The 13,459-nt window shown below is 67.2% G+C and carries 9 protein-coding genes; all 9 read right to left on the reverse strand.

What is annotated here, in order from left to right; all coding sequences use genetic code 11:
• Positions 1-21: 21 nt before the first annotated feature.
• The 9 genes from AC07P1_RS28620 to AC07P1_RS28660 all read right to left on the reverse strand — a co-directional run bounded on the left by AC07P1_RS28620 (position 22) and on the right by AC07P1_RS28660 (position 13,368).
• Positions 22-1,554 (reverse strand): glycine betaine ABC transporter substrate-binding protein, encoded by a 1,533-nt coding sequence (locus tag AC07P1_RS28620; protein WP_494699030.1) that lies wholly within the window; start codon positions 1,552-1,554, stop codon positions 22-24.
• Entirely contained in the window at positions 1,554-4,244 is a 2,691-nt protein-coding gene (locus AC07P1_RS28625; RefSeq protein WP_494699031.1) for a zinc-dependent metalloprotease, read from the reverse strand. Before AC07P1_RS28625 ends, AC07P1_RS28620 begins: the two co-directional genes overlap by 1 nt.
• Before the next feature lie 90 nt (positions 4,245-4,334).
• Positions 4,335-5,564: an imidazolonepropionase gene (gene hutI, locus AC07P1_RS28630; protein ID WP_494699032.1), complete on the reverse strand. Its 1,230-nt coding sequence runs from the start codon at positions 5,562-5,564 to the stop codon at positions 4,335-4,337.
• 19 nt (positions 5,565-5,583) lie between these two features.
• Positions 5,584-6,159, reverse strand: coding sequence for a HutD/Ves family protein (locus AC07P1_RS28635; RefSeq protein WP_363509991.1), 576 nt, complete (start codon positions 6,157-6,159; stop codon positions 5,584-5,586).
• Positions 6,156-7,544 (reverse strand): formimidoylglutamate deiminase, encoded by a 1,389-nt coding sequence (locus AC07P1_RS28640; RefSeq protein WP_494699033.1) that lies wholly within the window; start codon positions 7,542-7,544, stop codon positions 6,156-6,158. The genes AC07P1_RS28635 and AC07P1_RS28640 overlap by 4 nt, the downstream gene beginning before the upstream one ends.
• Positions 7,541-8,329: an N-formylglutamate deformylase gene (hutG, locus tag AC07P1_RS28645; protein WP_494699034.1), complete on the reverse strand. Its 789-nt coding sequence runs from the start codon at positions 8,327-8,329 to the stop codon at positions 7,541-7,543. Before hutG ends, AC07P1_RS28640 begins: the two co-directional genes overlap by 4 nt.
• A gap of 12 nt (positions 8,330-8,341) precedes the next feature.
• Positions 8,342-9,889: a histidine ammonia-lyase gene (hutH, locus tag AC07P1_RS28650; protein ID WP_494699035.1), complete on the reverse strand. Its 1,548-nt coding sequence runs from the start codon at positions 9,887-9,889 to the stop codon at positions 8,342-8,344.
• 13 nt (positions 9,890-9,902) lie between these two features.
• On the reverse strand, positions 9,903-11,606 hold the full coding sequence (gene hutU / locus AC07P1_RS28655) for a urocanate hydratase (protein ID WP_494699036.1): 1,704 nt from the start codon (positions 11,604-11,606) through the stop codon (positions 9,903-9,905).
• 82 nt (positions 11,607-11,688) lie between these two features.
• On the reverse strand, positions 11,689-13,368 hold the full coding sequence (locus AC07P1_RS28660; protein WP_494699037.1) for an amidohydrolase: 1,680 nt from the start codon (positions 13,366-13,368) through the stop codon (positions 11,689-11,691).
• Positions 13,369-13,459: the final 91 nt, after the last annotated feature.

A 13,459-nucleotide genomic window follows, 5' to 3' on the forward strand; every position in this document is an offset into this window, starting at 1 on the left:
GCGAAAGATTATCCGCCGGAATTACTGTCGTTGTGAGCGGGAACGGACGGCGAGCCGCTCCAGCAACTCGAACACGGCCTGGGTCAGCAACGCCAGCGCGGCCGCCGGAATGGCGCCGGCCAACAGCATGTCGTTGTCGTTCAGCGCCAGGCCGATCGTGATGCGCTCGCCGTAGCCGCCCGCGCCGATGAAGGCGGCGATGGTCGCCGTGCCCACGCTCATCACGGCCGCCGTTTTGACGCCGGCCAGGATCACCGGCAGCGCCAGCGGCAGCTCGACCAGCATCATGCGCTGCGACGGCCGCAGGCCCAGCGCCAACGCCGCCATCCGCAGCCCCGCCGATACCTGTAACACGCCGGTGCAGGTGTTGCGCACGATGGGCAGTAGCGCGTAGACCACCAGCGCCACCAGCGCCGGCACGGTGCCTATGCGCCCCAGCAAGGGGATCAGCAGCGCCAGCAGCGCCAGCGACGGCACGGTTTGCAGCACGCCCGTCAACCCCAGCACCAGTTGCCGCAGGCGCGGGAACACCGCCGCCATCACACCCAGCGGAATGCCGATCACGCACGCCATCGCCACCGCGAACAGCACCAAGGTAAGGTGCTGGCGCGTCAGCGGCCACAAATTTTTGTCGAAAATCTTGGTCAGCAGGCCATCGCGCGCCGCCGGTGGCGCTTTGGCGTCCGTCGTGCCGGCCGTTCCGGCGGCCTTGGCGCCGCGCGCCGCCAACCAGTCGCGCGCGACATTGGTGAAGCTCTTGCCGTCGATTTCGGCGGCGGCGTTCATGGCGATCATGTCGTCCGCGCCGATGCGTCCCTCCAGCTGGCCGATCGCCTTCCACGCGGCGGGAAAGCGCCGCGCCGCGTCGAGCCGGTACAGCAGCACCGCGTCGTAGCGCGGGAAGTAGGCGCGGTCGTCATCCAGCACACGCAGCCCGTACTGGCGTATTTTGGCGTCGGTCGAATAGATATCGATGACATCGACCTGGCGCTGCATCAAGGCCTCGTAGGCGATGCCGTGATCGAGGCCCTCCGGCCGCTGCTTCAAGCCGTAGCGGGCGGCCAGTCCCGGCCAGCCGTCGGCGCGGCCGATGAATTCATGCGACAGCCCGAAACGCAGCTTGTCGCGCGCGGCCAGATCGCTCAGCTTATGCACGCCCTCGGCGTCGCCGCGCGTCGCCAGCGCGTAGGTGTTGTTGAACCCCAGCGGCACCGCCACGCCCAGACCCATCGGCGCCAGTTCGCGCCGTATCTGCTCCAGCGGCGCGGCCTTGGTGTGCTTGAGTATCTCCAGGTCGATGGTGCCCAGATACTCCGGATAGACGTCGATGCGGCCCGCCTGCAAGGCCGCCAGCACGATGGCGGTGTTGCCCAGCCCTTGCAAATGGACCACCTTGGCGTGCGGCGCGGCCGTCTGCGTCAACACCTCGCCGAGGATATAGGATTCGGTGAATCGCTTGGAGCCGACATGCAGCGTGTCCCCATCCTGCGCGGCGGCCGCGCCGCCGATCGACAGTCCAAGCGTCAGGAGCGCCCCGCCCAACCAGCCCCCCATCAGGTACCCACCCGCAGCATCGGCGCCTTCAGCGCCTGGCTGAGCGTCTCGTAGCTCTCCGACAGATGCGCCTTGACCTCGCGGCTCGCCGGCCGCGCCATCGCGCCGCGCAGATCACGCTGCAGCGCCAGCGCGTTCTCGCGTTGCAGGCTGCGCGCATCGGCCGGCATCGACGGCGTGGCGCGCAGCAGCATGACGGCGACGCGCTTCAGATGCTCGCGCTGCAGGTTGCGGCGCATGCCGGTGATGTCCTTGCCGGTCTTGAGCTCACTCCACACCGCGTCCTGCACGGTGGTGTACAACTCGTCGAGTCCCAGGCCCAGTTTGGGGTTGTCGAGCTTCTCGCGCGAATCGACCAGGCGTATGGCGACGGCGTCGGACATCAGCTGATCGAGCACGCCGGCCTGCAAGCCCAGCACCCTGCCGCCCACCGACACGTCGGCCTTGCCGCGCATGGTGAAGGTATCGGCGCCCAGGCGGCTGATCATCGCCGGGGTGAAGGTGAAGCTGTCGGATTTGAACAGGCTGTTGGTCAGCATCGTCAGCGCCGCCCGCTGGCGCGGCAGCGGCACCGGGGTGAAGGTCGCTCGGCCGGTGCCGGCATGGTCGCGCAGATAGGTGACGCCGCCCACGTACTTGACCACCACCGGCATCGTGCGCGCAAATTGCTGGAAGCCGTAGTCGAAACTGCGGCGCAGCGATTCGTAGCTCTCGCCCGGCTTGAGCGTGCGGTTTTGTATCCGGTCCCACAGCTCGCGGGAAATCGCCAATCGGCGCTGGAAGTACGCCAGCGGATCGCTGCCCAGATCGAACAGGTTCACGTCCGGATCGGAGTTGAAGCCACCCGCATCCTGGTCGGTACCGAAGGCCAGCAGCGGTTCGTTGGAGCGGGCCGCGATCCTCGCCAGCTCCTGCTTCTCCTGCGCCGGCTCGATCGGCTTATATGCGTATTCGATCGCCCAGTAATCGTAAGGCCCCAGCGCGGACGTCACATACTCGCCCTGCTTCTCCCCCTTTAGCGCCAGGTTGAACGGCGTGTAATCCATCACCGAGCCGGTCATGCCGTGCTCCTTCGTGAAGACCGGGTCCTGCAACTGCTTGATGCCGTAGATCGTCGACGAGCGGAAGTTGTGCCGCAAGCCGAGGGTGTGTCCCACTTCGTGCATGATCACCGAGCGCACATAAGCCTGCGCCACCGCATCGGCCTCGGGGCTGCCCATTTCCAACTCGCCGCGCGCCTCCAGCAGGCCCATGGCAAAACCCATCTCGTCCCCGGATTGAAGCATGTAGTCGCAGCGGTCTTCGTGGGCCGCGTCGCCGTCATGCGGAGCGAAAGCCATCGCGCCACCCATGCCATCCTCGCTCACCACACGCCGCACGGTGCGCGAAAAACCGTCGGACATGCCGATATCGGCATCGAGTATCTCGCCGGTGCGCGGATCGACCTGGCGCGGTCCAATGGCGAAGCCGACGTCGCTGCCGACGAACCAGCGCACCGACGCGTGGCGCGCGTCCATCGTGTCGAAGTGGTCGGCGGCGGTCTGCTGCTTGACCACCAGCGCATCCTTGAAGCCAATCTTCTCGAACGCGGCGTTCCAGACCAGGATGCCCTGGCGCACCGACTCGCGGTACTTGTCAGGGATGTTCGCGTCCATCCAGTAAACGATGGGTTGCTTAGGCTCGGACAACGCCTGCGCCGGATCCTTCTTCTCCAGACGCCAGCGCGACACCATATGCACCGCCGTCGTCGGCGTCACGTCGTCCGAGAAGTCCTGGTTGGTGGTGACGAAATGGCCCACGCGGTCATCCGCGCGTCGGCTCGCCATCGGTTCGGCCGGCAGCGGCATGAACGTGTAATAAAAGCCCAGGAACATGCTGCGCGGGTCTGGCAGCGTGGTCGGCGGACTGGCGATCGCCGCCGGAATGGCGGGCATGACCAGCGGCGGGGCCGGTATGCGCGGCACCGCGTAATGCGCGTTGACCTGGAACCCCGTCATCGTCTCGTCGCTGCGCACCGACGTGAAACTGCTGTTGCGCGCATCCATCGCGTACGGCAGGCGGAAGGCGAATTCCAGCCGGGTGGAAAAGCCGGGGATGTCGCCGAACAGCAGGATATTGGCGTCGATCAGCACCGACTGGTTCTTTGGATTGGGGCCGCTCGACACCGGCGCGATCGCCACCAGGCTGTCCGAGAATCCCTGCGCCACCACCTTTGCCTCGGGTGTGCCGCCGATGGCCTTGAACTGCGTGTTCTTGGCGATCATCTGCACCAGGTTGCCGATGCGGTGGAACGTCACCACCCGGCTGAAGCCCATCTGGCTGCCGTACACGCCCCGCTCCCCCAGCCCGTTCGGCATGTTCACCGACATGAACAGCGGACGGTCGAACTGGTCGGGCCGCAGCTCGATCCATACCTTTTCTTCTTTTTGATACAGGTTGAGGAAGCCGGGGTGCTGTTTGGCGCCGCGCACCAGTTCCGCGAAAGGCCGGGTGGCGGCGGGCGGCGCCACGGCCGGCGCGGGCGCGGCGGCCGGTTGCAACGGCGTAGTGGCGACCACCGGCACGTCGGTCGATGGCGACGGCGCCGGTGGCGCGGGAGGCGTCGGCGGCACCGGTTCCTGGGCGAACGCCAGCGCTTGCGCGCCAAATGACAGCAAAACGGCGACGCGCAGGGAATTCAAGGCAAACATGGTGTTCCTGTTACAGGTTGTGGGATCGGGATAATGTAACCGAAAGCCCCGGTAACGGAACAATTTTTTGCAAACCCGCCGCGCGGCCGCCTAGCCGTGGGGCGAACGCCATACGCCGGCGTTAACCACGCCCGCGCAGGGATTCATGCCGATGGCGTAGGACAGGTCGGCCGGACGGGCGATACGCCACAGCGCGAAGTCGGCCCGCTTGCCCGGTTCCAGCGTGCCGATATCGCCCTGCCGGCCCAGCGCGCGGGCCGCATGCGCGGTGCAGCCGGCCAGCGCCTCGAGCGGCGTCAGTCGCCACAAGGTGCAGGCCATGTTCATCGCCAGCAGCAGGGACGTCATCGGCGACGTGCCGGGATTGCAGTCGGTGGCGACGGCCATCGGCACGCCGGCCGCGCGCAAGGCGGCCACCGGCGGCGGTGTGGTGTCGCGCAGGAAGTAGTAGGCGCCCGGCAGCAGCACCGCCACCGTGCCGGCGGCGGCCATCGCGGCGATGCCATCGTCGGTCAAATGTTCGAGGTGGTCTGCCGACAAGCCGCCGTAACGCGCCACCAACTGCGCGCCGCGCTGGTCGGACAGCTGCTCGGCGTGCAGCTTGACCGGCAAGCCACGCGCCTGCGCCGCCTGGAACACGCGCTCCGTCTGATCGTGCGAAAAACCGATCCGCTCGCAGAAGGCGTCAACGGCGTCGACCAAGCCCTCCTCGGCCAATGGCGCGATCATGGCGCGGACTTCGGCGATGTAGTCGTCGGCGCGGCCTGCGAACTCCGGCGGCAGCGCATGCGCGCCAAGGAAGGTGGTGGCGACATCGACCGGGAATTTGCCCGACTCGTCGCGGCCGATACGGCGCGCCACGCGCAGCATCTTCGCCTCCGATTCCAGGGTCAGGCCATAGCCGGATTTGATCTCGATGGTGGTCACGCCCTCGGCCAGCAGGCTGCGCACGCGCGGCAGGCTTTGCGCCAGCAATTCATCCTCCGACGCGGCGCGGGTGGCGCGCACGGTGGACATGATGCCGCCGCCGGCGCGGGAGATATCCTCGTAGGTGGCGCCGTTCAGGCGCGCCTCGAATTCATCGCTGCGGTTGCCTGCATGGACAATGTGGGTGTGGCAGTCGATCAGGCCCGGCGTCAGCCAGCAGCCCTCGCCGTCATGCGTGGCCGCCGCCCGCGCTTCAGGCGGCAGCGCCGTAACAGGTCCCAGCCATGCGATGCGGCCGTCCTTGACGGCGATGGCGGCATCGCGGATTTCGCCGTAGCCGCCGTCCATGGTGGCCAGGTGCACATTGGTAAACAACACATCCCACGCGGTCATGCCATGCCTTCGGATTATTCTAGTTATTGATGATGTCGACCACGAACACGGTCGCCTGCGCCGCCTCGATGCTCCACACCTCTTCGGATTCGATCACCAGCATGTCGTAGCGCACCATGGCGATGCGCTCGCGCGCGCTGCTGACGGACAGGCTCTCGCCGTCGGCCAGGAACACCAAGGTGGTGCTGGCGCGCCGGTTCAGCTCCAGCGTGCCGCGCACGACGCACGCTTCGAGCCGGTGGCGGCAACGGCCGCGCCGCGTCATCACATTGAAATCGGTGGTGTTGGCGCCGGTGACGGTGGCGTGCACCGCATCCTCGCCGGCGAACTCGATCAGCGGCTCGCTGGGGCTGAGCACCACGCGCTCGTCGCCGAAATCGAGCAGCACGCCGTCGCCGTCGACCAGCGCCAGGGTGCGGTCGATGCCCGGAAAGGCGGAGAACGGGCCGTCCTGGGTGATCGTCGCCAGGCTGACGCGCCAGTCGAAATCGTCAAAACCGGCGCCGGGGGGAGCGACGGCGATTTCCGTCGTGCTGCCGCCGCCGTTCTTCCATGGCGCGGGCATCAGGCTTGCATACTGGATCAGCTGGGTCATCGGAACTCCCTCAGTTCGGCCATCGTCTGCTTGAAGCGCGCAGCGATCGCCTGCTGCGCCACGTGCTGCTGGTTGCGTACTACCCACTGGCCGCCGACCATGACGTCCTTGACCAGATTGTCGTTGCCGCTGAAGACGAAACTGCCGAGTATCTCGTCCAGCGCCAAGCCATACAGATTCGGGTGATCGTCATCGAGCACGATCACGTCGGCGCGGCGTCCGGGCGCCAATGCGCCGACCGGCCGTCCCGCCGCCTGCGCGCCGCCGCGCAAGGCGCCCTGCCACAAAAAGTCGCCGACATTGCGCTCCGTGGCCGACACCGCGATATTGCGGCGCTGGTGCTGCAGGCGCTGGCCGTATTCCAGCCAGCGCAGTTCCTCCACCGGGCTTTGCGAAATATGGCTGTCGCTGCCGATGCCGAAGCGCCCGCCCGCCGCCAGGAAATCCTCCAGCGGGAACAGGCCGTCGCCCAGGTTCGCCTCGGTGGTCAGGCACAGGCCGGCCACCGCGCCACTGCCCGCAATCCGGTCGACCTCGCCGCGCGTCAGGTGGGTGGCGTGCACCAGGCACCAGCGCTGGTCGACGGCGACGTGGTCGAACAGCCACTCGACCGGCCGACGCCCGCTCCAGTCCAGCGACTGCCGCACCTCCGGCTGCTGCTCGGCGATGTGGATATGCACCGGGCGGCTGGACGGCAATGCCGCCAGCACCGCGTTGATCTGCCCCACCGACGCCGCGCGCAGCGAATGCGGCGCCACGCCGACCTCGGTTTGCGCATCGCGCAACGGTTCCAGCGCCTCGATCACGCGCAGCACGTCCTCGACGTCGGTCTTGAAACGCTGCTGTTCGGGTTTCAGGGCGCTTTCGCCAAAACCTGAATAACTATACAACACCGGCAGCATCGTCACGCCGATTCCGGCCAACCGTGCGGCGGCCAGCACCCGCTCCGCCGTCTCGGCCGGGCGCGGGTACATGGCGCCGTCGGGCGCCCGTTGCACATAGTGGAATTCGCACAGCGACGTGTAGCCGTGGCGCAGGCACTCGGAGAACAGCTGGGCCGCGATGGCCTCGATGTGCGCCGGGGTGATGTTGCGGGCGAAACGGTACATCAGGTCGCGCCAGGTCCAGAAGCTGTCCTGGACGCCGCCGGCCTGGTGCGGCCCGGCCTTTTCCGTGCGCCCGCCCAACGCCCGCTGGAAGCTGTGCGAATGCAGGTTGATCATGCCGGGCAGCGCGTATTCGACGGTTTCGACGGTTTCGGCGCCTTCTTCCCGAGTGGCTCCGGCGCGCACGGCCGTGATGGTGCCCGCCGCGTCCCACTCGATCAGCACATCGGCGCGCCAGCCATCGGGCAGCAGTGCATTCCGGGCAAAGAGCTTACTCATCGGCGCACCCAGTCGGCGGCCGCCTGCGTCATCTCGCGCAGCAGCCCCCTCACCTGGTCCGCGCGGTCGGTCCGGTAGCCGTACGGCGCTTCCTCATCCATATAGGTCGACTGGCACATCTCCAGCTGGATCGCGTGCACGTTCGCACCCGGTTTGCCGTAGAAGCGCGTGATATGCCCGCCCTTGAAGCGGCCGTTGACGGCCACGCTGAAGCGCTCCTGCGCCAGCGCGCGCGACACCACCGCTTCGCTCAGCCCCGGCGCGCAGGTCACGCCATCGGCGGTGCCGAAGTTCAGGTCCGGCAGCTTGCCCTCGAAGAAGCGCGGCACGTGGGAGGCGATCGAATGCGCGTCCCACAGCGCCACCGCGCCGTGCAGCGCCAGCAACCGGTCCAGCTCCGCGCGCAGACGCTCGTGGTACGGTTTCCAGTAGAGGCCCAGGCGGCGCTCGACCTCCGTCTGGTCGGGCACCCGGCCCTTCAGATACAGCGGCTCGCGATGGAAGGTATCGACCGGGCACAAACCCGTCGTGTCCTGCCCCGGATACAGGTTGGTGTTCTCCGGCGGCCGGTTCAAATCGATCACATAGCGCGACCAGCGCGCCGACAGGGTCGACGCCCCCATCTCGCCAAGGAAATCATACAGGCGCGCCAGATGCCAGTCGGTGTCCTGCTTATCGACGGCGGCCGGCGTCATCGTCGCCGCGACGTCGTCGGGAATGTCCGTGCCCACGTGTGGCATGGACACCAGCAAGGGAATGCTGCCTGCTTTGAACTGAAAATCCATGGCGCCCCCCGGTTATGGATGCAGCGATGTAAACAAATCCTTGCACGACGCGCTCAACTCGCCGCGCATGACCATGCCCTTGGCGGCCTCGATATCCGGCGCGAAGAAGCGGTCCTGGTCGTAGACGGCCACATTCCGGCGCAGCTGCGCATGCACGTGCTCCAGGTGCGGCGAAGTCGTCAGCGGACGATGGAAATCGATCCCCTGCGCCGCCGCCAGCAGCTCGATACCGATGATCACCGCCGTATTCTGCGCCATGTCGTCCAGACGGCGCGCCGCGTACGTCGCCATGCTGACGTGGTCCTCCTGGTTGGCCGAGGTCGGGATGGTGTCGACGCTGCCCGGATGGGCCAGCGACTTGTTCTCCGACGCCAGCGCGGCGGCGGTGACATGGGCGATCATGAAGCCCGAATTCAGGCCCGGCTCGCGCACCAGGAACGGCGGCAGGCCGGACAAAGTGGCGTCGATCAGCAGCGCGATGCGGCGCTCCGAGATGCTGCCAATTTCGGCGATCGCCAGCGCCAGCGTGTCGGCGGCGAAGGCCACCGGCTCGGCGTGGAAGTTACCGCCCGAGACCACCACCGACAGCTCGCCGTCCTTGAACAGCAGCGGATTGTCGGTCACGGCGTTGGCCTCGATCAGCAGGGTGCGGGCGGCGTTGCCGATGATGTCCCAGCAGGCGCCCATGACTTGCGGCTGGCAGCGCAGGCAGTACGGATCCTGCACGCGCTCGTCGCCGACCAGGTGCGAGGCGCGGATCGCGCTGTCGCTCACCAGTTGGCGGTAGATCGACGCGGCGGCGATCTGGCCCGGCTGGCCGCGCACCTCGTGCACGCGGGCGTCGAACGGCGAATCGCTGCCCTTGGCGGCGTCCAGCGACAAGGCGCCGGAAACCATGCCCGCCTCCAGCAGGCGCTCGGCCATGAACAGGCCATGCAGCGCCAGCGCGGTCGACACCTGGGTGCCGTTGATCAGCGCCAGTCCCTCCTTGGCGGCCAGCACCACCGGCGCGATGCCGGCGGCCTTGAGCGCGTCGGCGGCCGGCGTGATCTCGCCGTTGAAGCGCACGTCGCCGACGCCCAGCATGGCCAGGGTCATGTGCGACAGCGGCGCCAGGTCGCCCGAGGCGCCGACCGAGCCCTTGGCCGGGATGGCCGGCATGATGCCGGCGTTGTACAGCGCGATCAGCGTCTCGACGATCAGCGGGCGCACGCCGGAATAGCCGCGCGCCAGGCTGCCGATCTTCATCAGCATGATCAGGCGGCAAACGGCGTCCGACAGCAGCTCGCCGGTACCGACCGAATGCGACAGGATCAGGTTGCGCTGCAGTTGTTCCAGTTTGTCGTCGGGGATGCGGGTCTTGGCCAGCAGGCCGAAACCGGTGTTGATGCCATAGGCGGCGTCGCCCTTGGCGACGATGGCGCGCACGGCGGCGGCGGAGGCCTCGATCACCGGCCAGGCTTCGGCGGCCAGCGACAGCGGTGCGGTGGCGGTCCATACGGCACGCAGTTCGGACAGCGTCATCGCGCCGGGTTTCAAGGTCAATGCGTTGGGGGTCATGTAGGTTCTCTAATTATTTGATCATGGGGAGATTGAGGCCGTTGCGCTTGGCGCAGGCGACCGCCGTCTCGTATCCCGCGTCTGCGTGGCGCATCACGCCGGTGCCGCTGTCGTTGACCAGCACCCGCGCCAGGCGGCGCGCGGCGGCGTCGGTGCCGTCGGCGACGATCACCACGCCGGAGTGCTGCGAATAGCCCATGCCGACGCCGCCGCCGTGGTGCAGCGACACCCACGTCGCGCCGCCCGCGGTGTTCAGCAGTGCGTTCAGCAGCGGCCAGTCGGAGACGGCGTCGGTGCCGTCCTTCATGCTCTCGGTCTCGCGATTCGGGCTGGCGACCGAACCGGTATCCAGGTGGTCGCGGCCGATGACGACCGGCGCTTTCAATTCGCCCTTGCGCACCATCTCGTTGAAAGCAAGGCCGGCGATGTGACGCTCGCCCAGTCCCAGCCAGCAGATACGCGCCGGCAAGCCCTGGAAGGCAATACGCTCGCGCGCCATATCCAGCCAGCGGTGCACCTGCGCGTGGTGCGGGAACAGCTCCTTGATCTTGGCGTCGGTCTTGTAGATATCCTCCGGATCGCCGGACAGCGCCACCCAGCGGAACGGACCACGGCCCTCGCAGAATTGAGGGCGGATATACGCCGGCACGAAGCCGGGGAAATCGAAGGCGTTTTGCACGCCATGGTCGAACGCCACCTGGCGGATGTTGTTGCCGTAATCGACCACCTTGGCGCCCAGCGCCTGGAAGTCCAGCATCGCCCGCACGTGCACCGCGCACGAGGCGGTGGCCGCATCCTTCAACGCGGCGTGGGCCGCCTCGTCGTGCTGCGCGGCCTTCCATTCATCGACGCTCCAGCCCTGCGGCAGGTAGCCGTTGATCAGGTCATGCGCGGAGGTCTGGTCGGTGACGATGTCCGGCACCACGCCGCCGGCCTTGGCGCGGCGCACCAGCTCCGGCAGCACGTCGGCGGCGTTGCCCAGCAGGCCGATCGAAATCGCGTCGCCATTGGCCTTGTGCAGTTTGATCAACTCCAGCGCCTCGTCGATGCTGGCGGCCTGCTTGTCCAGGTAGCGGGTGCGCAGGCGGAAGTCGATGCTGCTTTGCTGGCACTCGACGGTCAGCGACACCGCGCCGGCCATGGTCGCGGCCAGCGGCTGCGCGCCGCCCATGCCGCCCAGGCCCGCCGTCAACACCCAGCGGCCTTTGAGGTCGCCGCCGAAATGCTGGCGCCCCGCTTCCGCGAAGGTTTCGTAGGTGCCCTGCACGATGCCCTGGGTGCCGATGTAGATCCAGCTGCCGGCGGTCATCTGGCCGTACATGAACAGGCCTTTGCGGTCCAGTTCATTGAAGTGCTCCCAGTTGGCCCACTTCGGCACCAGGTTGGAATTGGCGATCAGCACGCGCGGCGCGTCCTCGTGGGTCTGGAACACGCCGACCGGCTTGCCGGACTGGATCAACAGGGTTTGATTGTCTTCCAGCTCGCGCAGCGAGGCCAGGATCTGGTCGTAGCACTCCCAGTTGCGGGCGGCGCGGCCGATGCCGCCGTAAACCACCAGATGCTTGGGATTTTCCGCCACTTCCTTGTCCAGATTGTTCTGGATCATGCGGTAGGCCGCCTCGGCGCCCCAGTTCTTGCAGGTCAGTTCCGGACCACGGGGCGCGCGGATCTCGCGGCTGGCGTCGAATCGTGGATCGCTGTCTAAATGGCTGGTCATGGGGCCTCCTCCTGTGGATGATGCCCACAAGGATAAGTTGTATAGACAACCAAGTCAAGCCACGATTTTTGTGTCGTGGCCCTTACCTTTTATACACACGCTTGCCGCCCATCCAGGTCTGCAACACCACCGTCTTGCCGATCTGCTCCGGCGGCGCCTTGAAGATATCGCGGTCGATCAGGATGAAATCGGCCCACTTGCCCGGCTCCAGCGAGCCGATGACGTTTTCCTGGTGGGCCGCGTAGGCCGCGTCCAGCGTGAAGCAGCGGAACGCCTCGTTCATCGTCATCGCCTGGTTCTTGTACCAGCCGCCGGCCGGCACGCCGGCGTTGTTCTGGCGCGTGACGGCGGCGTGCAAGCCCTCGAACGGATTGGGCGACTCCACCGGGAAGTCGGACCCGCAGGCGATCCTCGAGCCCTGGTCCAGGAAGGTGCGCCAGGCGTAGGCGCCCTTGATGCGTTCCGGGCCGACGCGGTGTTCGGCCATGTTCTGGTCCGACGTCGCGTGCGTCGGCTGCATCGACGGGATGATGCCCAGCGCCTTGAAACGGGGTATGTCCTCCAGCGCCACCACCTGCGCGTGCTCGATGCGGTGGCGCAGCCGCGCGCTGTCATATTTGGGGATCAGCTGCGCGTAGGCGTCGAGGATCTGGCGGTTGCCGGCGTCGCCGATGGCATGGATATTGACCTGATAGCCGGCCTTCATCGCCTTGTTCATCCTGGACAGCATCTCGTCGTTCTGATGGAACAGCAGGCCCTTGGTCGACGGCATATCGCTGTAGGGCGACATCAAGGCCGCGCCACGGCTGCCCAGGGCGCCGTCCGCATACAGCTTGACCGCCGCCAGCGCGTAGACGTCGTTGGCATAGGACTTGAGCGGGCCTTCCCTGGCCAGTTCGTCGAAGTCGCTGCCGGTGTCGCCGATCATCGCGTACACCCGCGTGGTCAGCTTGCCGTGGTCGGCGTAGTCGCGATACAGATCGTCCTGCGCCACCTTGATGCCGGCGTCGTGCACGCTCGTCAGGCCCACCCTGGCCAGCGCCGCCAGCGCGTTGTCGAGCGTGCCGCGCGCCTGCGCGGGCGTCGGCAGCGGCACCACCTTGTTCACCAGTTCCATGGCGCTGTCGACCAGCACCCCGGTCGGCTTGCCGCTGGCGTCGCGCTCGATCTTGCCGCCGGCCGGATCAGGGGTGTCTTTATTGATGCCGGCCATTTCCAGCGCCTTGGTGTTGACCCAGCTGGCGTGGGCGTCGACCCGGTGCAGCAGCACCGGCCGGTCGTTGACCACGGCGTCCAGCTCGGCGGCGGTCGGGAAGCGGCCCAGCTTCCACACCTCCTGGTTCCAGCCGTAGCCGACGATCCAGGCGTTCTTCGGATGGGTCCGGCTAAATTCGGCCACCGCGCGCACCGCGCCGCCCAGGCTCGTCGCGCCGAACAGGTCGACGCCGGAGGCGATCTCGCCCAGCTCGAACACGTGGCCGTGGGCGTCGATCAGCCCCGGCAGCAGGGTTTTGCCCTGGGCGTCGATGTGCTGCGCGTCCGGCAGCCTGGCCGCCGTGTCCTTTTCGCTGCCCACCGCGATCACCCGCCCCAGATCGTCGAACCCCAGCGACGTGAAGCGCTGCAGGGTGCCCGCCGCCGTCAGCGTGTAGCCGTTGGCGTGGTCGATGATGGTGTCGGCGTGGGCCGGCGCCAGCAGGGTGGACAGGGCAAAAGCCATGGCCGCTGCCAGCGGGGAACGTTGCAAAGGGGCGGTACGCATCAAATCTCTCCATTCGGAAGCAAGATCAGAGTGTAACCAAGTTTGCGCCGGGGTCAATCGAACTCGCGCCGGGTGTCGGGGTTTTACACGC

It is taken from the genome of Duganella sp. GW821-FHT07F09 (assembly GCF_059418705.1).

Excerpts from the sequence above, each read along its gene's own strand:
- AC07P1_RS28635 (WP_363509991.1), bottom strand. The coding sequence starts at position 6,159 with ATGACCCAGCTGATCCAGTATGCAAGCCTGATGCCCGCGCCATGGAAG.
- AC07P1_RS28625 (WP_494699031.1), bottom strand. The coding sequence starts at position 4,244 with ATGTTTGCCTTGAATTCCCTGCGCGTCGCCGTTTTGCTGTCATTTGGC.
- AC07P1_RS28620 (WP_494699030.1), bottom strand. The coding sequence starts at position 1,554 with ATGGGGGGCTGGTTGGGCGGGGCGCTCCTGACGCTTGGACTGTCGATC.
- AC07P1_RS28660 (WP_494699037.1), bottom strand. The coding sequence starts at position 13,368 with ATGCGTACCGCCCCTTTGCAACGTTCCCCGCTGGCAGCGGCCATGGCT.
- hutH (WP_494699035.1), bottom strand. The coding sequence starts at position 9,889 with ATGACCCCCAACGCATTGACCTTGAAACCCGGCGCGATGACGCTGTCC.
- hutI (WP_494699032.1), bottom strand. The coding sequence starts at position 5,564 with ATGACCGCGTGGGATGTGTTGTTTACCAATGTGCACCTGGCCACCATG.
- hutU (WP_494699036.1), bottom strand. The coding sequence starts at position 11,606 with ATGACCAGCCATTTAGACAGCGATCCACGATTCGACGCCAGCCGCGAG.
- AC07P1_RS28640 (WP_494699033.1), bottom strand. The coding sequence starts at position 7,544 with ATGAGTAAGCTCTTTGCCCGGAATGCACTGCTGCCCGATGGCTGGCGC.
- hutG (WP_494699034.1), bottom strand. The coding sequence starts at position 8,329 with ATGGATTTTCAGTTCAAAGCAGGCAGCATTCCCTTGCTGGTGTCCATG.